Genomic DNA, 20,221 nt, shown 5'->3' with positions numbered 1-20,221 from the left:
CTGTCATACGTTGACCAGCTCGGCGGCGACGTCGAGGCGGGCCGGGGCCGGGGCCGTGGCCGTGGTCCGGGCGGGCTCCGGCGGCGGTGCGTGCCGGCGGGCGCGCACCACCCGGAACCGCCCGGTGACGAAGTCGGCGGCGCCCGAGCCCGGCAGGTCGGCGAAGGCCGAGGACGGGTCGGCGGGCAGGTCGTCGAGGTTCTCCACCAGATGCACCCCCGCGTCCAGCGCCGCCGTCTCGGCAGCCGCCAGCACCAGCGGATCGGTGGAGTGCACCGAGGCGTACAGCGCCCCGTGGCGGCCCACCGTGCGGCGCAGGAGGTCCAGACCGTGCGAGGTCGACTCGGTGCCCACCAGGAAGGTGACGGGCCCGGGCCACTCGCGCGTGTAGACCCGCTCGTCCGAGGCACGCAGCCGCACCAGCAGCGGGCCGCGCAGCTCGGCCCGCGGATGGTCCGGGTGGGCCACGGGGGCGGAGGCGTGCAGCACCGGACCGCAGCGCGCGGCCTCCGCCACGGCCGCGCGCACCTCGTCGCCGGTGATCGCCCCCAGCACCCGTGCCGCCCGGGCGGGGTGCCCGAGCAGCCGGTCCACGGCGTCACCGAGGTCGGCCCCGAGGTCCCGCAGCGTCCTGTGCCCCTCGTCGGTGGCGAAGCCCCGCTCCGGGACGAGGATGTTCTGCGGTGTGGTGCGCACCGAGCCGTGACACAGGCACGCGGCCAGGGCGAGCCCCCGCACCAGGCCCCGGTAGTCGTCGGTGGAGTCCACGAGCACGGTGTTCAGCCCCGTCCGGTCGGCGAACACCACCGCCTGGCGGGCGTGCTGCTCCAGCCAGTCCGCGAAGCGCCCGGAGCCGGTGAAGTCGACGATGCGCACCGCCGGGTCCGTGGCCAGCCGCCGGTGCACCCGCCGCTCCGGCTCCGCCACCGCCAGTGTCACGAGGTCCGGGGAGTGCCCGGCCTCCGCCAGCACCTGCCGGGCCACCCGCACCGTGATCGCCAGCGGCAGCACCGAGCGCGGATGCGGGGCCACGATCACCGGGTTGCCGGTCACCAGGCTCGCGAACAGGCCCGGCCAGCCGTTCCAGAGGGGGAAGTCGGGACAGCCGACGAGCAGCGACACCCCGCGCGGCGCCAGCGTGCAGGTGCCCCGCAGCGCACGCGGCCGACCGCCCCGTACGACGCTCTCCCAGCGCAGATCCGCCGGGACGCGCTCCGACTCGGCGAAGGCCCGGGCCACCGCCTCCAGGGCCCGGTCCTGGGCGCGCGGCCCGCCGGCGCGCAAGGCGGCCTGGAGGGTCTGGCCGGTCGTGTGGTGCACCGCGAGGGCCAGTTCGTGGCTGCGGGTGTTGAGCCTGCGCAGGATCTCCACCGCGAGCCCGGCCCGCTGGTACGGCCCGGCGGCCCGCCAGCCGGCCGCCGCCCGTCCGGCCGCCGCGACCAGCTCCGCCGGCTCGCAGCGCGGATAGGACACGGCCGGCCCGACGCCGTACGGAGACGACTCCGTGCGCACACGGCCCGCTTCGCCGGGCTGCCCCAGCTCGAAGGGCCGCCCCAGCAGCGAGTGGAACACCTTCCCCGCGGTGCGGGTCGACCGCATGCCCGCGTCGGCCGCGTCCTGGCCTGTCGCCTCCGTGAAGGGGCGACGGCACTCACCGGCGGCGAGCGCGCGGACCATGCCGTGCAGCAGCTCGCGGTGCCGTTCGTAGGGACCGGGGCGCATGGCCGTCAGCCTCTCCAGCTCGCCGCGAGCGCGAGCAGGGCGTCGTTCTCCTCCGGCAGCCCGATCGTCACCCGCACGCCCTCGCCGAGGAACGGGCGGACGATGACCTTGCCGTCCGCGCAGTGCAGGGCGAAGTCCCCGCTGTCCCCGCCGAGCGGCAGCCACACGAAGTTGGACTGGGAGTCGGGCACGTCATGGCCCAGCTCCCGCAGCCGGGCGGTGACCCGGTCGCGTTCGGCGACCGTGAGGGCGGCCCGCCTGGCGACCTCCGCGCGCTCGCCGAGCGCCACGACCGCGGCCTGCTGGGCGAGCGCGCTGACACTGAACGGCACCTGCGTCCGCCGTACGTGCGCGGCGATCCCGGGCGGCGCCACGCAGTAACCGACACGCAGGCCCGCCAGGCCGTACGCCTTCGAGAAGGTCCGCAGCACCGCCACGTTCGGCCGGTCGCCGAGCAGGGCGAGACCGTCGGGGACCCGCGCCGGATCGGCGTACTCCCGGTACGCCTCGTCGACGACGATCAGCACGTCCCCCGGCACCCGGTCCGCGAACTCGGTCAGCGCCCGCGCGCCGACCGCCGTGGAGGTCGGGTTGTTCGGGTTGCACACGAACACCAGCCGGGTCCGCGCGGTGATCGCCTCGGCCATCGCGTCGAGGTCGAGGGCGTGCTTCCGCAACGGCACCCGTACCGCCGTGCCGCCCGCGACGGCGGTGAGGATCGGGTACGCCTCGAACGACCGCCAGCCGAAGACGACCTCGTCGCCCGGCCCGACGACCGTGTGCAGCAACTGCCCGCACACCTCGGAGGACCCCGCGCCCACCGCGATCCGGTCCGGCTCCACCCCGTGGTGCGCGGCCAGGGCCTCGACGAGGGAGGAGGCGTGCAGGTCCGGATACCGCGACACACCACCGGCGGCCTCCGCGAGGGTCGCCGCCACCCCCGGCAGCAGGCCGTGCGGGGACTCGTTGCTGGCCAGCACGACGGCCCCGGGCAGTTTGCGGCCCGGGACATAGGCGGGCAGCTGGGACAGAGACGCACGGACACGCACCATGCTCGACTCGCTTCTGCAGCGGGGGGCGCCCGAGGCCTGGCCGTCGGGCACTTGACAGGGAAATCGTGAAGAGCGGACGACAACCGCTCAACCGTTTGGCGAATTCGGCTACGAATCGCCGAAAAGGGGTCGGGAGATCGGCAAACCGTCTCCCAGGGAGCCCTGTGGGACCTTTGGTACGAGACGGACTGCGTGGCCTCCGCTGTTCACCCGGCCGCCTCCTTGATCACGCAACGGACACAGCGGGCCTTCGGCACCCCCGACGTCCGGCGGGACCCCACCAGACTGCACACCGCCCGAGCCATGCGGCCCGCCCGTTCTCTGATCGAGGGAGACCATGCACACGACCCCGACCCGCCTCCGCCACACCACCGCCCGGACGGCGTGCGCCGCGGCACTCGCGCTGCTCGCGGCCGGCTGCTCCCAGGCGTCCGCGGACGCGCGGACCGGCGGCTGCCGCGCCGACGGCCGGTGGTCGGAACGGGAACGGGCCGCGTGGCTGAGGACCGCGGTGACCTTCCGCGGGACGGCCGACGGGGCGGGCCCGTCGTACGCGGACGCGTCGGTCGTCGTCCGCGCGCCGCGCACCGGGGACGCCCGCCCGCTGTGCCAACCGCTCGCGGTGCAGATCGAGTTCTGGACCTTCTCGAAGGAAACCGGGCTGTCGTCCGTCCTGCGCTCCCGGATCGACACGGACGGCGGCAGGACCCGCACCGTCGGCTTCCCCACGGGCCTTCCCGCCGACCAGGACGGCGTCTGCGCCGGGGTGCTGGTGGCTGCGTACGTCGGCGCGCCGCTGACCACAGCCGAACTGCCGGACACTGCACCGGACTTGACCGACACGGCGGATGGGGCGGACGCGGCGGACACGAACGTACCGTTCCGGACGGCGCGGATCGGCGCGTACCGACTGCTTCCGCCGAGCGACCCCGCCGCCTGTGCCGCGGACAGGACGGGCGGCGGCAGCCCCTCACCCACCCCCACGGGTGCGACGGGTGGTTCGCCGGGTTGGGACGCCTACCACCCCTGAGAGCCTGTGTCATATCCCCGGCCGGGCGCGCGACGCCTGGCACGCTGCCCCAGAGGGGGTACCCCCACCCCCACTGCCTTGAGGGCGTGGGAGGTGCCCCCAGCCGCGTTGCCGAACCGCCCACGTGGCTCCTCCCCCACGCTCGGCTTCGCTCGCGCGGGAGGGGCCCCCATGACGCCGCGCGCTGATCCGGCCGGGGATATGACACAGGCTCTGACCGGCGCGAGGCGTCAACGGGCCAGGACCGGACCGGGGCGTACCGCCAGCACGGCGACCACCGCGCGGTGGTCCGTGCGCGGCAGGGTCCGTTCGCCGACGGAGACGTCCGTCAGGCCCGGGCCGTGCAGGACGTGGTCGAGCTGGACCAGGGGCGGCACGAGGGTCCGGCCGGCGGGCCAGGTACGGGCCCAGCCCCGGCCGAGCTCGGCGTGCGTGTCCATGAGCCCCGCCGCGAGCAGGGAGCGCATCGGCGCGTGATCGAGGGAGGCGTTGAAGTCCCCCAGGAAGACGGTGTCCGGGCCGCTGTCCCGGGCGACGGAGGTGAGTGCGGTGAAGTCCCGTGTCCAGCGGTCGGCGTCACCGAGCGGGTAGTACGTGTGGACGGCCACCAGCCGGACGGCCCGGCCGCCCACGGTCACCTCCGCCGCGGTCTGCGGCCACGTGGTGCCGGCGTCCAGCGGGTCGGCACGGGTCAGCGGGAGCCGCGAGTAGATCGAGGAGTCGTTCTCGGGGTGGAGTTCCTGATGGGGCAGCAGCCTGCCCAGCCCCGCCTCGGCGAAGGCGGCGATCCCGGCCCGCGTCAGCTCCTGCACGGCCAGTACGTCGATCCGCTCGCTCCGCACCAGCCGCAGTACCGCCCGCGGATCCACCCCACCGACACGGGCGTTGAGCGTGGCCACCCGCAACTCGGCCGCTCCGGCAGGGACCTGCCGCTGGTCCGGCAGGAACCGTGGCACCAGTACGGCGACCTGCGCGACCGCCAGCAGCGCGACCACGGCAACCGTCCACCGTGAGCGCAGCGCGGGCACGGCGAGCACGGCCACCAGCAGCAGGACGCTCAGCGCGGCGCCGTAGGGGAAGAGCACCGCGGGAACCGCGAGCCGGGTTCCCGCGTCCAGTCCCGTCAGTCGCACCACGAGCAGGGCGAGCATCCACAGTCCTCCGCTTCCGGGTGGGCCCGGGCGACGATCACCCGGGCTCCGCAGGGGGGACGGCAGTTACGGCGAAAACGGTTGCAGCGGGCTTCCACCTGGTCGAACGCCCAGCCGGGGCATGATGACCGCAAGAGGTACGACACGGACGGACGGAGACACATCGGTGCCGGAGTGGGACGAGACGGCGACGGCGACACGGCTGATCGGCAGGGCCGGGGAACTCGCGCTGCTCGACGCGGTGATCGGCGACCTCGGGCGGGACGGCGTTCCCGCCGTGATCGACATCACCGCGGACGCCGGCATGGGCAAGAGCCGGCTGCTGGGCGAACTGCGCGCACGGGCACGGCGGTCCGGGCTGACCGTGCTGAGCGGCAGGGCCACCGAGTACGAACGGCACACCCCGTTCCAGCCGTTCACGGACGCCTTCGCCGACGCCGATCCCGCCTTCCTCGCCTCCGACGCCGTACCGGGGGCGGCGGCACCCGTGCTGTACGGGGTGCGCGACCCGGCGGTGCCCGACCCGGGGGTGCGCGTCCACGGCCGTGACCGCTTCGGCCTCTACCGCGCCGTCGCGGACGTACTGACCGGGCTCGCGGAGCACGGCGGTCTGATGATGGCGCTGGACGATCTGCACTGGGCGGACCCCGCGTCCCTGGAACTGCTCGACCAGCTGATCCGGCATCCGGTGCGCGGCCGGGTGGTTCTGGCCGTCGCCCGCCGGGAACGACAGACCCCGCACCCGCTCGCCGCCGCCCTGACCCGGGGCGCCGACAGCGGAGCGGTACTGCGCACGGCGCTGGGCCCGCTGCCGGAACGGGAGGCGATCGAGACGCTCGCCCCCGACCTGGCACCGGACGACGCGCGGAAGATCTACACGGCCGCCGAGGGCAACCCGCTCTACCTGCGATGCCTGCTGCACGCCCACCGGCACGGCGGTTCCTCGCCCACCGCCCCTGCCGCTGCCCACCGGATCTCCGGCTCCGGGGTGCCGAGCGGACTGGCCTCGCTGCTCCTGGACGAACTGACCGCGCTGACGGGGGCGGAGCGCCGAACCGTCGAGGCGGTGGCGGTCCTCGGGGACCACGCCACACCCTCGCTGCTGCGTCTGGCGACCGGAAACCCCACGGCGGACGAGCTCGACGCCCACACCGGCGCGGCCATGCGGCGCGATCTGCTGCGCAGGGGGACCGACGGCCGCTGGACCCTGCGGCACCCCCTGCTGCGGGCCCTCGTCTACGAGAACACCGCCGCGCCGCGCCGCGCCGGGCTCCACCGAGCCGTGGCGGAGGAACTGGCGCGCACCGGCGCCTCCGCCGCCGAGCGCGCCCACCACGTCGAGCGCTCGCTGACGGGGTGGAACCCGGTGTCGGCGGCCGTACTGACGGAGGCGGCCGCCCAGTTCGCCCACACGGCACCCGCGACCGCCGCCCAGCTGCTGGACGTCGTCCTGCGGCTCATGCCGGACACACCCGCCTACACCGGCCGGCGGGGCGAGCTGACCCTGGCCCGTGCCCGGGCCCTCGGGGTCGGCGGCAGCCTGCGCGAGAGCCGCGACCTGCTCCACGCCCTGATCAGCCGGTCCGGGCCCGACGACGCGGCGTTGCGCGGGGACGCGACGGCGCTGTGCGCCATGATGGAGCGGCACCTCGGGCACTCCCCGGAGGCCACGGCCCTGCTCCAGCGGGAACTGACCCGTGACCCCGGCCCCGAGCCCCGCCAGGCGGTCTCCCTCGGACTCGCGCTGGGCATGGCCGCCCTCAACACCGTCTCCTACCCGGCCGTCCGCGACGACATCGAGCGGACGCGCGCCGTGGCCCGTTCCCACGGCGACCTCATGGGCGAGCTGGGCGCGCTGGCGCTCGCGTCGCTGGGCGAGGCCTACGAAGGGGAAACGGCCGCGGCACGCCGGCTCGCCGACTCCGCCGCCGCACTCGCGGACGGACTGACCGACCCCGACCTCACCGGACTGTCCGAGGCGCTCGTCTGGCTGGCCTGGGCGGAAGGCCTCCTCGAACGCTACGCCGACGCCGAACGCCACGCCGACCGCGGACTGGACATCGCCCGGCGCGGCGGCCAGGTCCACGTCCTGCCCCACCTGCTCACCGCCCGGGGCTTCGTGCACCTCACCACGTGCCGGCTGCCCTCCGCCCTGGACGCGGCCGAGGAGGCGGAATCCGTCGCACGCGCCGTCGGCAGCAGCGATCTGCTCGCCTTCACCCTGAGCTTCAAGGCGCTGATCCTCCTCCTCGGCCGCCCGCTGGGCGACACCCTGGCCCTCGCGACCGCCGAGGAGGCCGTGACCGCCGCCGGCACCAGCCGCCACTGGTGGGCGTCCCTGGCCGGCTGTGTGCTCGGCCACACATCCCTGGTGAGCGGCGACCCGCACCGGGCCCAGGACGCCATCCTGAGGGCCGGCGGGCCCGAACTCCTCGGCCTCCAGCCCTCCACCCGCCCCGGCCAGCTGGACACGCTCGTCGCCACCGCCCTCGCCACCGGCGACACCGAACAGGCCGAGCACTGGGCCGCCCGGGCCGCCGTAGAGGCCGACCGCATCGGGCTGAACGGCCAGCGCGGGGCGGCACTGCGCGCCCGGGCCGCCCTCGCCCAGCACCACGGCGACCCCCGCGCGGCCGCCCGCCTCTTCGAGAGCGCCGCCCAGGCCTACGCGCCTTCCGGCGCCACGCTCTGGGAGGCCTACTCCCTGCTGCTGGCCTCCACCCAGGCACAGGCCACGGGCGACGGTCCGCGCGCCACCGCGCTCTGGGAACGGGCCCGCCGCCTCGCCGACGACGGCGGCGCCCGCCTCCTGTCCGACCTGGCCTCGCTGGTGCGCCCCCACACCGAGGAACCCCCGCCCGCCCCCACCGAACTCGACCAACTCACCCCACGGGAACGGCAGATAGCCGAACTCGTCGCCGAAGGACTGAGCAACCAGGCCATCGCCACCAAGCTGTTCCTCAGCCGCCGTACCGTCGAGACCCATCTGTCGGCCATCTACCGCAAGACGTCCGTACCGTCCCGCTCGGCCCTGGCCGGCCTCATGACCCGAGCCGCCCTCGACCGGCGCCAGGGAGCGTACGTGCCGTGATCTCGGGACTTGTACGCTCCCGGGTATGACGGATGACGAAGTCACACGCGCCGCCCGGCTGCTGGAGGCCCAGGCGAAGGCCGTTCGGCTGTTCGCGGAGATCGAGGAGCGCGGGCTCGTCGCGCCGGGCCAGGGGGAGCGGGCGGTCAGCGACCGGATCCGGGACCTGGCGAACGAACTGTTCGGCACGACCCGGCACTGGCACAAGCGGATCGTGCGCTCGGGCCCGAACACGCTGATGCCGTACAAGGAGAACCCGCCGGACCGGGTGATCGGCGCGGACGACATCGTGTTCGCCGACTTCGGGCCGATCTTCGAGGAGTACGAGGCGGACTTCGGCCGGACCTTCGTCCTCGGCGACGACCCGGTCAGGCACCGGCTGCGCGACGACCTGCCGAAGGTCTTCGCGGCCGGCCGCCGGTTCTTCGAGGGCGACCCCGACATCACCGGCAAGCGGCTGTACGCCGAGGTCGAGCGGCTCGCCGCCGAGGCCGGCTGGGAGCTGGGCGGCTGGCACGCCGGGCATCTGGTCGGCGAGTTCCCGCACGAGTGGATCGACGGCGCCGACGTCGAGTCGTACATCACCCCCGCCAACGACACCCCACTGCGCCGCACCGACAAGGCGGGCCGCAGCTGCCACTGGATCCTGGAGATCCATCTCGTCGACCGCGCACGGGGTTTCGGCGGCTTCCACGAGGAACTGCTCACCCTCTGACGGGCCGTACATCAGGCCGATCAGTGACGCGACCGAGAGCCAGGTGTGCCCGTCGCGGGCGTAGAGACCTCACCGCGTGAGGATGAGCGGGGCGTGACGGGACTCGCGTTCCCCCGCCGGGGCTCGGCGGGACTCGTGTTCCCCTGCCCCCAGGGCGATGTCGTCCACCATGCCGAGTGCGGTCGGCCGCCTACGCGTGCGGAGCCACGAGTCGGTCGTCCGGGATGACGGCCACCCCGAGGATCTCGATCACGGCCTCGGGCTGCCACAGCGCGGTGCAGCCGATGCCGGCCATCGCCGGGTACACCGGCCCGGCGAGCTCGCGCCAGACCTTGCCGATCTCCTTGCCGTGCGCCTGGTAGTCGGGGATGTCGGTGAGGTACAGCGTCACGCTGACCAGGTCCTCGGGCTCGCCGCCCGCCGCCCGCAGGGTGGTGAGCAGATTGCCGAACGCCTGCCGGAACTGTTCCACGACACCGCCCGCAACGATCTTCATATCGGCGTCGAGCGCGGTCTGTCCGCCCAGGTACAGCGTGTTTCCCGCCAGCGTGCCGTGCGAGTAGCCGCTGGGCTTCGGCAGGGAGCCCGGGTTCACGGGGACGGGGGGCATACGGCCTCCGGAGCGTCGCGTGCCGGCGTGGGACACCGGCGTGGGGTGCTGCCTGGTCCACGAACGGACCGACGTATTGACTTTAATTGACGGCGGTGAAAAATACGAGACATTGGATCCCGGACCCGACCGCCCGACCGCCCGACCGCCCGACCGCCCCGCCCGCCCCCACCGAACGGAGCCGAAAGCCATGGAGCCCGACCTGAGCAAGTACCGGCTGGAGGGCGACAACTCGATGTACCGCCTGCCCAGCGGCATCGTCGCCCCCGTCGTCACCCGCGGTGGCCTGGAGGACGCGAACACCGCCGACTCGGGCGGCGCCGTCCGTGTCTCGGGCGTGAGCAGCCGGCACACCCCCGCCACCCGCCTGTGGTTCGGAAAGGTCAGCAACGAGCCCGGCTACCGCTCCGTCTCCCACCACCACGGGGAGGCCGAGACCGGCGGCTACGTCCTGTCCGGCCGGGCGCGGATCTACTTCGGCGAGAAGTTCGAGGACTACGTCGACATGGAGGAGGGCGACTGGGTCTTCGTGCCGCCCTTCATGCCGCACGTCGAGTGCAACCTCTCCCGCACCAAGCCCCTGACCTGGATGACGACCCGCACCCCGGAAAACATCGTCGTCAACCTGCCCGACGTCGCCGACGCCGAACTGCGCGACTGGCTGGACCGATGACGGGCCCGGCACCGACCTCGGCCGTCTTCACCGCCGCCGTCACCCTGAAGCCCGCCGAGCCCGAGCACTTCGACCTCGCCTTCACCGCCGTCACCCAGCCCTGCCCCTGGCCCAAGGCCTACGGCGGCGACCTGGTCGCCCAGGCGGCGGCGGCCGCCATGCGCTCGGTGACCGACGGCAAGTCCCTGCACTCGACGCACAGTTACTTCCTGCGTCCGGCCGACATCGGCGCCGAGGTCCGCTACGAGGTGGAGCTGCTGCGCGACGGCCGCGGCTACAGCACCCGCCAGGTGCGCGGCTACCAGAACGGCAAACCGCTCTACGTCTGCCTCGCAGGCTTCGCGGCGGGCGAGGCCGGTTCGGCCTTCCACGCCACACTCGCCGAGGACGTGCCCGGTCCCGGGGACCTGCCCACCTCGGCCGAGTACCTCGCCCAACACGCCGACGCACCCCTGTCCGAGGAGGTCAGGGCCTACTGGTCCGGCGGCCGCGGCTTCGACATGCGGCACGTCCCGGGCCCGGTCTACCTCACCGTCGAAGGCGACCGGCTGCCGCACCAGGCCGTCTGGATCAAGCCGTACGACCCGCTCCGCCCCGTCGACGGACTCACCGACGCCCAGCGGGACCTGGCCGCCCTGGCTTACGTCTGCGACTACACGATCCTCGAACCCGTCCTGCGGGTCCTCGACCTGCCCTGGTCCGAGCCCGGGCTGGTCACCGCGAGCCTCGACCACGCCATGTGGTTCCACCGCCCGGCACCGATGGGCGACTGGCTCCTCTACGTCCAGGAAGCGGCCGCCGCCGACGCGGGCCGCGGCCTCGGCACGGGCCGCTTCTTCACGCGCGACCACCGCCACCTGGCCACCGTGGTCCAGGAGGGCATGATCCGCCCCGCCTGACCCGCCCCCTCACCGGGCGGGATCCCGGAAGGACACGTCCCGTTGACTCCTCCCTTCCCCCCTCCCTTCCCCTCTCCCTTCCCCCCTCCCTCTTCCGGACGTCCCGGTCTCTCGCCCTCGGCGCACGTCGACACCTTCACACGGGACCATCTGCCGCCCGCGCACCTGTGGCCGACGATCGAGTTCACCACGCCGGAACTCGACTACCCGGACCGGCTCAACGCGGCGACCGAGCTGATCGACGCCCCCGTCGCGCGGTACGGCCCCGACCGCCCGGCCCTGCGCACCCCGGCCGGAGACGTGTGGACGTACGGCGACCTGCGTACCCGCGCCAACCAGGTAGCCCAGGTCCTCACCGAGGACCTCGGCCTGATACCGGGCGGACGCGTCCTGCTCCGCTCACCCAACAACCCCTGGACGGTGGTGTGTTGGCTCGCCGTCCTCAAGGCCGGCGGGGTCCTGGTCACCACCATGGCCGCCCTGCGCGTCCGTGAACTCACCCCGGTCGCCGAACGCACCCGGCCCTCGATCGCCCTGGTCGACCACCGGTTCGCCGAGGACGTGCACACCCTGCGCGACTCCGTGCTGCCGTCGCTGACCGTCGTGGAGTACGGCGGCACCGGCGCCGGGGACCTGGTCGCGCGGGCCGCAGCCAAATCCGGCGAGTTCACGAATATCGACACGGCCGCCGACGACGTGGCGCTGCTCGGACCGACGTCCGGCAGCACCGGCGTCCCCAAGATCACCATGCACTTCCACCGGGACATCCTGTCCATCGACAACACCTTCGGCCGCCACACCCTCGGCCTTGTCCCGGACGACCTGGTCGCCTGCACCGCGCCCCTGGCCTTCACCTTCGGCCTCGGCATGCTGGTCGTCTTCCCGCTGCGGGCCGGCGCCTGCGCCCTGCTCACCGAGGCCGCCACCCCGCTCCAACTCGCCGACCTCGTGCGGGAACACGGCGTCACCGTCCTCGCGACGGCGCCCACCGCCTACCGGGCCATCCTGCGCGGGGCGGCCGAGTCCCGGCTGACGGGCCTTCGGATCGGTGTCTCGGCGGGCGAGCACATCCCCCGCTCCACCTGGGACGACCTGCACGCCCGCATCGGACTGAAGGTCGTCGACGGCATCGGCGCCACCGAACTGCTGCACATCTTCATCTCCGCCGCCGGCGACGACATCCGCCCCGGCGCCACGGGCCGGCCGGTCCCCGGCTACCGCGCCGCCGTCCTGGACGTGGACGGCACGGAACTCGGCCCCGGCGAGCCCGGCAGACTCGGTGTCATCGGCCCCGTCGGCTGCCGCTACCTCGACGACCTCCGCCAGCGGGACTACGTCCTGGCCGGCTCGACGGCGGCCTGGAACATCACCGGGGACATCTTCCACCGGGACGAGGACGGCTACTTCCACTACCACGCCCGCAGCGACAGCATGATCGTCTCCTCCGGCTACAACATCGGCGGCCCCGAGGTCGAGGCCGCCATCGACACCCACCCGGACGTCGTCGAGTCCGCCGTCGTCCCCCGCCCCGACCCCGAACGCGGCTCCGTCGTCTGCGCGTTCGTCGTGCTGCGGGACGGCGTCGCCGGTGACACGGCGAAGGCCAAGGAGATCCAGGACCACGTCAAGCAGGTCCTGGCGCCCTACAAGTACCCCCGTGACGTGCGCTTCCATGACGCGCTGCCGCGCAACACCAGCGGCAAACTCCAGCGGTTCGCCCTCCGCAGGATCATCGAAGCCGAACAGACGGCCGAGCAGGCGGCCGAGCAGGTGGCCGAGCAGTGAGAGGAACTCCCTTGAAAATCGCGATCATCGGCGGTGGCCCGGGAGGTCTCTACCTCGCGGCCCTGATGAAACAGCTCGACCCCGCCCACGACATCACCGTCTGGGAACGCAACGCCCCCGACGACACCTTCGGGTTCGGCGTCGTCTTCTCCGACGAGACCCTCGGCGGCATCGAGAACGCCGACACTGACATCGCCGAGGCCATGGCCCGCCGCTTCGCCCGCTGGACCGACATCGACATCCACTACCGGGGCGAGAGCCACACCGTCGGCGGCCAGGGCTTCGCCGCCATGAGCCGCAAGGAGCTCCTCCGCCTCCTCCAGGAGCGCTGCCGCGCCCTCGGCGTCACCCTCCACTTCTCGACGCCCGCCCCCGACACCGCGCGGCTGCGCGCCTCGTACGACCTGGTGGTGGGCGCCGACGGCGTCAACTCCGCCGTACGTGCCGCCCACGCGGACGTCTTCCGGCCCTCCCTGGACCGCCGCCCCAACCGATACATGTGGCTCGGCACGGACCGGGTCTTCGAGGCCTTCCAGTTCTTCGTCGAGCAGACGGAATGGGGTGTCATGCAGGTCCACGGCTACCCCTACTCCGACACCGGCTCCACGTTCATCGTCGAGATGCACGAGGACGTCTGGCGGCGGGCCGGCTTCGACGCCACCGAGGACGTCGTGTTCCCGCCGGGCGTCTCCGACGACGCGTCGGTCGCCCGCGTCCGGGAGTTGTTCGCCGACGCGCTCGACGGCCACCAGGTGTTCGCCAACAACTCCAAGTGGCTGAACTTCACGACCGTGCGCAACGAGCGCTGGCACGACGGCAATCTGGTGCTGATCGGCGACGCCGCCCACACCGCGCACTTCTCCATCGGCTCGGGCACCAAGCTCGCCATGGAGGACGCCCTCGCCCTCGCCGCATGTCTGCACGAACACCCGGACACCGAGGCCGCGTTGACGGCGTACGAGACCGAGCGGCGCCCCGTCGTCGAGTCCACCCAGCGGGCCGCGCAGGCCTCGCTGGAGTGGTTCGAGAACATCGGCATGTACGTCCACCAGGAGCCGACCCAGTTCTGCTTCAACCTCCTCACCCGCTCCCGCCGCATCACCTACGACAACCTCCGCACCCGCGACGAGGAGTTCGCCGACCGGGTCGACGCCGCCTTCGCCGGGGCACAGGGCCTGGACGGCACGGCACCGGCGATGTTCCAGCCGTACCGGATCGGGCAGTTGGAGCTGAAGAACCGGGTCGTCGTGTCCCCGATGGACATGTACTCCGCCGTGGACGGCGTGCCGGGCGACTTCCACCTCGTCCACCTCGGCTCCAAGGCGATGGGCGGGGCCGGTCTGGTGATGACGGAGATGGTCTGCGTCTCGCCCGAGGCCCGTATCACCCCCGGCTGCACCGGCCTGTGGAACGACGAACAGCGCGACTCCTGGGCGCGGATCGTGTCGTTCGTCCACGAGCGCAGCACCGCCCGGATCGGCCTCCAGCTCGGCCACTCCGGCCGCAAGGGCTCGACCCGGCTGATGTGGGAGGGCATGGACGACCCGCTGCCCGAGGGCAACTGGGAGACCGTCGGCCCGTCCCCGCTGCCGTACGGCGAGGGCTCCCCGGTGCCGCGCGAGCTCACCCGAACCGACCTGGACCGGATCGTCGCGGACTTCGTCGAAGCCGCCCGCCGAGGAGCCCAAGCGGACTTCGACCTGCTCGAACTCCATTGCGCCCACGGCTACTTGCTGTCCTCCTTCCTCTCCCCGGTCGCCAACCGGCGCACCGACGCCTACGGCGGCCCGCTGGAGAACCGGCTGCGCTTCCCGCTGGAGGTCTTCGACGCCGTGCGCGCCGTATGGCCGGCCGGGCGCCCGGTGATCGTGCGCGTCTCCGCCAGCGACTGGGTGCCCGACGGCAACACCGAGCACGACGCCGTGGAGATCGCCCGCGCCTTCATCGCGCACGGCGCGGACGCCATCGACGTCTCCTCCGGCCAGGTCACCAAGGACGAGCGGCCCGCCTTCGGCCGCTCCTACCAGACCCCGTTCGCCGACCGCATCCGGCACGAGGTCGCCGCGGCCACCGGTACGGCCGTCATCGCGGTCGGCGCCATCGCCTCCTACGACGACGTCAACTCCATCCTGCTCGCGGGCCGCGCCGACCTGTGCGCCGTAGGACGCACCCACCTCTACGACCCGCACTGGACGCTGCACGCGGCGGCCGAGCAGGAGTACCGGGGGCCTGGCGCCGAGTGGCCGCCGCCGTTCGCGGCGGGCCGCCGCAAGCCGCCGACCTCCCGCACCGACGCCGTACGCCCCCGGCTGTCGCTGCTGCGCTCCGACCCCGCCGACCAGAGCGTCCATCTGCGCTGGATCCCGTCCCGCGAACCGGCCCCGGTGCCCTGAGAGCCTGTGTCTGAGCCGGGTCAGGCGTCGGGGGCCGCGTGGACCCGCTTCCCGTCCACGAAGGTCTGCAGGACCCGGGTGTGCGCGATCTCCTCGGGCGGGCCCGTGAACGGGTCCCGGTCGAGGACGACCAGGTCGGCCGCCTTGCCGACGGCGATGCTGCCGGTGACGGCGTCGAGGTGGTTCACGTACGCGCTGCCCGCCGTGTACGCGGCGAGGGCGGTGCCGAGGTCCAGGCGCTGCCCGGGCAGGAACTCGGGGGTGCCCTCGGGGGCGTCGGGGGAGACCCGGTTCACCGCGACATGGACGGCCCGCAGCGGGTCGGGGCTGCTGACCGGCCAGTCGCTGCCCGCGGCGAGCGTCGCCCCCGCGCGCAGCAGATCGCCGAACGGGTACTGCCGGGCGCCGCGTTCGGGGCCCAGGAACGGCAGGGTCAGCTCGTCCATCTGCGGCTCGTGGGCGGCCCACAGCATCTGCAGGTTCGCGGTCGCGCCGAGGGGACGGAAACGCCGTACGTCGTCCGGATGCACGACCTGGAGATGCGCCAGGTGGTGGCGGGTGTCGCGGTGCCCGTTCGCGGTGCGGGCGGCCTCCACGGCGTCGAGCGCCTCGCGCACCGCTCGGTCCCCGAGGGCGTGGAAGTGGACCTGGAAGCCCAGTGCGTCGAGTTCGGTGACGTACTTCTTCAGGTCGCCGGGGTCGACGAAACTGATGCCGCTGGTGGCGGAGGCGCAGCCGCAGCCGGTGAGATACGGGTCGAGCATCGCGGCGGTGTGGTTCTCCGCGATGCCGTCCTGCATGATCTTCACCGTGCCGGCGCGGAACCGCCCGAAGTTCAACTCCTCGCGGCGCGCGGCGAGTTCGGGGATCTGCTCGGCGCCGCGCTCCCGCTCCCACCACAGCGCGCCCACGACCCGCGCGGTGAGGAGCCCCCGGTCGTGGGCCTCGCGGTACGTGGGTGCCGGGTCGGTCATGTTGGCGTACGCGCCGACGATGGCGTCCTGCCAGGCGGTGACCCCGTGGGAGTGCAGTACGGCCTGGGCCCGCAGCAGGGCGGCCAGCTGTTCCTCGGGACTCGGCTCGGGCACCAGCCGGCCCACGAGATGGACGGCGCCCTCCTGGAGCATCCCGGTCGGGTTGCCGTCGGCGTCGCGTTCGATCCGGCCGTCGGCGGGGTCGGGGGTACGGGCGTCGATGCCGGCCCGCTCCAGCGCCCGGCTGTTGACCCAGGCGCCGTGATGGTCCCGGTTGGGCAGGAAGACGGGCCGGTCGGGGACGATCGCGTCGAGGGCCGCGGCGGTCGGGGCGCCACCGGGGAAGGCCTCCAGGGACCAGCCGCCGCCGGTGATCCACTCGACGTCCGGGTTCCGGTCGGCGTACCGCCGGATCCGCCGCAGATACTCGGCGGGGTCGACGGTGTCGGCGAGATGGCACAGGCCGAGTTCCAGGCCCGCGCCCTGCGGGTGCACATGGGCGTCCTGGAAGCCCGGCAGCAGCAGCTTCCCGGCGAGGTCGACGACCTCGGTACCGGGACCGATCAGCGCGTGCACCTCGTCATGGCCCACGGCGGTGATCCGCCCGCCGCGCACGGCCACGGCGGTGGCCCGGCTGCGCGCGGGATCGACGGTGTGGACGGGCCCGCCGGCGAGGACGAGATCGGCGGGACCCGTGGCCTGGAACTGCGACATGGGGGACGAACTCCCTGGAGACAGGTGGTGGATGGGGACGGGCGACGGGTCTCAGACCGCCGCGCCGTCCATGGGCAGCGTGAGGGCCTCGGCGTCGGTGCCCCGCCCGGTGGTGAAGTACGGCGAACGGCGGACGTACTTGGCGACCGCGGCCATACCGAGGCCGGCGAGGACGATGAAGGCTGGCAGGGAGAACATGAACCACCCGTTGTCCGGGCTCAGTTCGAAGTGGTCGCTCATGGTCAGATACGAGTATCCGAGATAGCAGCCGAGGCCGAGCAGCACCAGACTGGACACGGCGGGCACCCACACGGCGAACAGCGCGGACCTCGCCCCCTCGCGGAGCGCGGAGCGGAAACGCACGGCACACGCGAGCGCGGTGAGGCCGTAGTAGAGGGCGACGAGCAGCCCGATCGCGTTGACGGCGGCCAGCAGCATGTCGCTCAGCCGGGGGATGGCGACGGCCAGCAGGGCTATCACGGTGGCGATGGACAGCACCACGACCGTTCCGGCGGCGGGAGTGCCGTACCGCGGGTGCACCCGGGTCCACACCGGCCCCATGGTCCGGTCCCGGCCCATCGCGAGCAGCCCGCGCGCGGTGGGGATCAGCGTGGACTGCACGGAGGCCGCGGCCGAGCACATCAGGGCGACCAGCGGCAGCGTGGCCCAGGGCTCGGCGGCCAGCTTCTGCCCGAGGTACGGCAGCGCCTGCGGCCCGTTGCGGACGAGCTCGGTCAGGCTCATCTCCCGCTGGAAGGCGACCGAGGCGAAGAGGAACAGACCGAGCATCGCGAACAGCGCGATCAGACCGCCACGGGCCGCGTCGTCCGGCCGCCTGGTCTCCTCGGTGACGCTGAACGCCGCGTCCCAGCCCCAGAAGAAGAACACCGCGAGCACCAGGCCCTGCGCGAAGGCGGTGCCGTCGGAGATCGCGAAGGGGTTGAACCAGGACAGGGAGAAGCCCTGGTCACCGGTGACGAGGGCCCAGCCGCAGAAGCCCAGCAGCACGGCGTACTCGAAGACGAGCAGCGCGAACTGGAACCGGGTCGTGGTGCGCGTCCCGGTGACGGCGAGCGCGGTCAGACCGACCAGGAGCAGCAGCCCCACGGCCGTACTGACGCCGGTGGACGACGGATCCAGGGCGACACCCGCGAGGGTGTGCAGGCCTGCCTTGTTGACGAAGATCAGGACGACCGAGCCCATGACCGCGCTGGTGTAGGCGCAGAAGACGACCGAACCGACCAGCGTCACCCATCCGGTCAGGAAGCCGGGCCACGGGCCGAGCGTCTTGCCGACCCAGGTGTAGCCGTTGCCGCAGTTGGGTTCGGAGCGGTTGAGGCGGGCGTAGGCGGTGGCGATGCCGAGCACCGGCAGGAACGCGAGGAGCAGCAGCGCGGGGGCCTGCAGACCCACGATCGTGGCGATCGTGCCCATGCCGATCCCGATGCTGGTGGTGGCGGCGGTACTGGAGGCGGCGATGGCGACGCCGTCCAGGACACCGAGCGAGCGGCGCAAGGGCGTGGTGGACCTGGAGGACATGGAGGGCTCCTCGTGGGAGGGGGGCGAGTCAGACGGGGGAAGAGCCGCGCGGGACTGTGATGGAACACCGGGCGTTCGTATTGCGTCAATGCTGTTGACATAACGCGGGCGGGCCCCTTCACTTCCGGTACGCGGTCCCGACCGACAGGAGTCCGGAGCAATGACCACACGTGTCCCGCAAGAGCGCCGGCGCCGCCGTCCGACCCGTTCGGGCATCCTGCTGTCGGAGGAGCTGATCGTGGCGACCGCGCTGCGGCTGATCGGCGAGCACGGCCCCGAGGCGCTGAGCGTACGGCGGCTGGGCACCGCCCTCGGCTGCGACCCGACCGCCCTCTACCGCTACTTCCACGACACCGACGACCTGGTGCTCGCCATCGCGGACCGCATCATCGGAGACGCCATGGCGGGCTTCGTCCCCACGGACGACTGGGTGGCCTCGCTGCGCGAGATGGCCCGGCGGGTGCGCGCCGGATACCTCGCCCATCCCCGCGCGGCCGCCTTCGCCTCGTACCGGGTGACCCGGCGCGAGAACGAGATCCGCGCCGTGGAGACCGGGATCGGCCTCATGCTCTCCGCGGGCTTCGGCCCCGCCGACGCGACCCGGCTGTACCTGACCTTCATCGACACCGTGCTCAGCCACGCCGCCATGGACGCCGCGTTCCAGGCACTCCCGCGCGGTCAGCGCGAGTCCGACCTCCGGGCGTGGAGCGAGGTGTACCAGGGGCTGGACCACACGTCGTACCCCGCCCTGACGACCGTCCGCCACGAGCTGCACACGATGAGGGACAGCTCCTTCGAGCAGGCGGTCGACCTCCTCCTGGAGGCCTTGGCGGCCCGCGCACCGGTGAAGTCCCCGTAGCGCACCATGGCGCCCGGATCCGTCGGCTGTGACGGATCCGGGCGCCTGTTTTCGTGTGCCGGGCTACCTCATCGCACCGGCCGTGCGTACGGCGCTACGACGATCCGGTCGATCAGCGGTGCGGAGCGGGAGCGGAGCAGCACCCCCGGGAAGGTGTCCGAGGCGTAGGTGGTGCCGTCGAAGTTCGGCAGTTCCTCGGAGCGGAAGGCGATGGTGTTCTGCCCCTCCTTCAGCTGGACCGGGACGGTCAGCTCCCAGAAGTTGTTCTGGTGGAAGCTGTGCGGGAAGCCGACGCGCCGCGTGTCGCCGCCGTTGACGGTGATGTCGGCGTGTCGGGCGAGCGGGTCCGGGTTGTAGTGGGTGGCCGGGGACTGCTCGGGGTTGGAGTAGCGGATCCGCAGCGCGTACAGCCCGTCCCGGTCGGCGGAGACGGTGAACGTGGCCGTGTTGCCGTTGCCCGGGTCGCCGCCGATGCCGGTGACGGCGGTGCCGCCGGTGGCCAGGGACAGCGGGGCGAGCGAGGCCGAGCCGGCGAGGGTGGCGTCCTGCGCCTCGTACGTACGCGCCGTGAGGTTGCCCTCCGTGGGCGTGACCGTGAGCCGGTCGACGAGCGTCACGTACGAACCGCCGGTCACCGTCACCTTGTTGACGCCGCCCGAGAGGGAGACCGCCACCTGGCGCCTGCCCTTGGCCAGGCGCAGCACGTCGTGTCCGTTCACCGAGAGCCGGGCCCCCGCGCCGTCGAGGGTGTCGACCGCGAGAGTGGCCTCACGGTCGGCCGCCGAGTAGACCCAGAACGTGGCGCTCTGGTCCTTCGCGAGCCGGACCGCGCCCGAGCCGGTGGCGGGGACCCCGGTGTCCTCGGGCAGTTTGTAGACGGGCCGTGCCCCACCGTCCAGCCAGGCCAACTCGCCCTCGTAGACCTGGGTGGCGGCGGAGGCGTCGGGGAGGGAGAGGGTGAGGCGGTCGACGATGGCGTCGCCCTTGGTGACGCCCTTGCCGTCGGCGCTCTTC

General features: G+C 73.1%; 14 protein-coding genes and 1 pseudogene. 8 read left to right on the top strand and 7 right to left on the bottom strand.

Features of this window, described 5'->3' with window-relative positions; genetic code table 11:
• Positions 1-3: 3 nt before the first annotated feature.
• Together ACLZN2_RS29925 and hisC are read right to left on the bottom strand one after the other, a co-directional pair.
• On the bottom strand, positions 4-1,722 hold the full coding sequence (locus ACLZN2_RS29925) for an aldehyde dehydrogenase family protein (RefSeq protein WP_416982457.1): 1,719 nt from the start codon (positions 1,720-1,722) through the stop codon (positions 4-6).
• A gap of 5 nt (positions 1,723-1,727) precedes the next feature.
• Positions 1,728-2,774, bottom strand: a complete 1,047-nt coding sequence (gene hisC, locus ACLZN2_RS29920) for a histidinol-phosphate transaminase (RefSeq protein WP_416982455.1) — start codon at positions 2,772-2,774, stop codon at positions 1,728-1,730.
• A gap of 337 nt (positions 2,775-3,111) precedes the next feature.
• Here hisC and ACLZN2_RS29915 point away from each other — a divergent pair, with 337 nt between their 5' ends.
• On the top strand, positions 3,112-3,804 hold the full coding sequence (locus tag ACLZN2_RS29915; protein WP_416982453.1) for a hypothetical protein: 693 nt from the start codon (positions 3,112-3,114) through the stop codon (positions 3,802-3,804).
• A gap of 230 nt (positions 3,805-4,034) precedes the next feature.
• Here ACLZN2_RS29915 and ACLZN2_RS29910 read toward each other — a convergent pair whose 3' ends face one another.
• A complete protein-coding gene (locus ACLZN2_RS29910) occupies positions 4,035-4,955 on the bottom strand; it encodes an endonuclease/exonuclease/phosphatase family protein (RefSeq protein WP_416982451.1) in 921 nt (306 codons plus the stop codon).
• Between the two features lie 166 nt (positions 4,956-5,121).
• Here ACLZN2_RS29910 and ACLZN2_RS29905 point away from each other — a divergent pair, with 166 nt between their 5' ends.
• Both ACLZN2_RS29905 and ACLZN2_RS29900 read left to right on the top strand, forming a co-directional pair.
• Positions 5,122-8,046 (top strand): helix-turn-helix transcriptional regulator, encoded by a 2,925-nt coding sequence (locus tag ACLZN2_RS29905; protein WP_416982450.1) that lies wholly within the window; start codon positions 5,122-5,124, stop codon positions 8,044-8,046.
• Positions 8,047-8,071: 25 nt separating this feature from the next.
• Positions 8,072-8,761: a M24 family metallopeptidase gene (locus ACLZN2_RS29900; protein WP_416982449.1), complete on the top strand. Its 690-nt coding sequence runs from the start codon at positions 8,072-8,074 to the stop codon at positions 8,759-8,761.
• A gap of 190 nt (positions 8,762-8,951) precedes the next feature.
• On the opposite strand, the gene ACLZN2_RS29895 is transcribed toward ACLZN2_RS29900, so the two are convergent.
• A complete protein-coding gene (locus ACLZN2_RS29895; protein ID WP_416982448.1) occupies positions 8,952-9,371 on the bottom strand; it encodes a RidA family protein in 420 nt (139 codons plus the stop codon).
• Positions 9,372-9,561: 190 nt separating this feature from the next.
• Between ACLZN2_RS29895 and ACLZN2_RS29890 the strand changes: the two genes are divergently transcribed.
• The 4 genes from ACLZN2_RS29890 to ACLZN2_RS29875 all read left to right on the top strand — a co-directional run bounded on the left by ACLZN2_RS29890 (position 9,562) and on the right by ACLZN2_RS29875 (position 15,121).
• Positions 9,562-10,044 (top strand): cupin domain-containing protein, encoded by a 483-nt coding sequence (locus ACLZN2_RS29890; RefSeq protein WP_416982447.1) that lies wholly within the window; start codon positions 9,562-9,564, stop codon positions 10,042-10,044.
• The gene (locus tag ACLZN2_RS29885; RefSeq protein WP_416982446.1) at positions 10,041-10,943 is read left to right on the top strand and encodes an acyl-CoA thioesterase; all 903 of its coding nucleotides are present in this window, start codon (positions 10,041-10,043) and stop codon (positions 10,941-10,943) included. The genes ACLZN2_RS29890 and ACLZN2_RS29885 overlap by 4 nt, the downstream gene beginning before the upstream one ends.
• 150 nt (positions 10,944-11,093) lie before the next feature.
• The gene (locus ACLZN2_RS29880) at positions 11,094-12,728 is read left to right on the top strand and encodes an AMP-binding protein (RefSeq protein WP_416982623.1); all 1,635 of its coding nucleotides are present in this window, start codon (positions 11,094-11,096) and stop codon (positions 12,726-12,728) included.
• An 11-nt stretch (positions 12,729-12,739) separates the two neighbouring features.
• Positions 12,740-15,121, top strand: coding sequence for a bifunctional salicylyl-CoA 5-hydroxylase/oxidoreductase (locus tag ACLZN2_RS29875; RefSeq protein WP_416982445.1), 2,382 nt, complete (start codon positions 12,740-12,742; stop codon positions 15,119-15,121).
• A 20-nt stretch (positions 15,122-15,141) separates the two neighbouring features.
• Here ACLZN2_RS29875 and ACLZN2_RS29870 read toward each other — a convergent pair whose 3' ends face one another.
• The gene (locus ACLZN2_RS29870; RefSeq protein ID WP_416982444.1) at positions 15,142-16,809 is read right to left on the bottom strand and encodes an amidohydrolase; all 1,668 of its coding nucleotides are present in this window, start codon (positions 16,807-16,809) and stop codon (positions 15,142-15,144) included.
• Between the two features lie 51 nt (positions 16,810-16,860).
• A complete protein-coding gene (locus ACLZN2_RS29865) occupies positions 16,861-18,348 on the bottom strand; it encodes an APC family permease (protein ID WP_416982442.1) in 1,488 nt (495 codons plus the stop codon).
• Positions 18,349-18,508: 160 nt separating this feature from the next.
• On the opposite strand from ACLZN2_RS29865, the gene ACLZN2_RS29860 reads away from it, so the two are divergent.
• Entirely contained in the window at positions 18,509-19,207 is a 699-nt protein-coding gene (locus ACLZN2_RS29860; RefSeq protein WP_416982441.1) for a TetR/AcrR family transcriptional regulator, read from the top strand.
• Between the two features lie 68 nt (positions 19,208-19,275).
• Here ACLZN2_RS29860 and ACLZN2_RS29855 read toward each other — a convergent pair.
• Positions 19,276-20,221 (bottom strand): annotated as a pseudogene (locus ACLZN2_RS29855) (cellulosome enzyme); the annotation flags it as partial.

Source organism: Streptomyces sp. T028, assembly GCF_048159505.1.
Lineage (GTDB): Bacteria > Actinomycetota > Actinomycetes > Streptomycetales > Streptomycetaceae > Streptomyces.
This window is presented reverse-complemented; position numbering and strand designations above follow the sequence as displayed.

Bases quoted from the DNA above. Each gene is read 5' to 3' on its own strand.
- ACLZN2_RS29885 (WP_416982446.1), top strand. From the start codon at position 10,041: ATGACGGGCCCGGCACCGACCTCGGCCGTCTTCACCGCCGCCGTCACC.
- ACLZN2_RS29895 (WP_416982448.1), bottom strand. From the start codon at position 9,371: ATGCCCCCCGTCCCCGTGAACCCGGGCTCCCTGCCGAAGCCCAGCGGC.
- hisC (WP_416982455.1), bottom strand. From the start codon at position 2,774: ATGGTGCGTGTCCGTGCGTCTCTGTCCCAGCTGCCCGCCTATGTCCCG.
- ACLZN2_RS29925 (WP_416982457.1), bottom strand. From the start codon at position 1,722: ATGCGCCCCGGTCCCTACGAACGGCACCGCGAGCTGCTGCACGGCATG.
- ACLZN2_RS29870 (WP_416982444.1), bottom strand. From the start codon at position 16,809: ATGTCGCAGTTCCAGGCCACGGGTCCCGCCGATCTCGTCCTCGCCGGC.
- ACLZN2_RS29890 (WP_416982447.1), top strand. From the start codon at position 9,562: ATGGAGCCCGACCTGAGCAAGTACCGGCTGGAGGGCGACAACTCGATG.
- ACLZN2_RS29860 (WP_416982441.1), top strand. From the start codon at position 18,509: ATGACCACACGTGTCCCGCAAGAGCGCCGGCGCCGCCGTCCGACCCGT.
- ACLZN2_RS29915 (WP_416982453.1), top strand. From the start codon at position 3,112: ATGCACACGACCCCGACCCGCCTCCGCCACACCACCGCCCGGACGGCG.
- ACLZN2_RS29910 (WP_416982451.1), bottom strand. From the start codon at position 4,955: ATGCTCGCCCTGCTCGTGGTGCGACTGACGGGACTGGACGCGGGAACC.
- ACLZN2_RS29865 (WP_416982442.1), bottom strand. From the start codon at position 18,348: ATGTCCTCCAGGTCCACCACGCCCTTGCGCCGCTCGCTCGGTGTCCTG.
- ACLZN2_RS29900 (WP_416982449.1), top strand. From the start codon at position 8,072: ATGACGGATGACGAAGTCACACGCGCCGCCCGGCTGCTGGAGGCCCAG.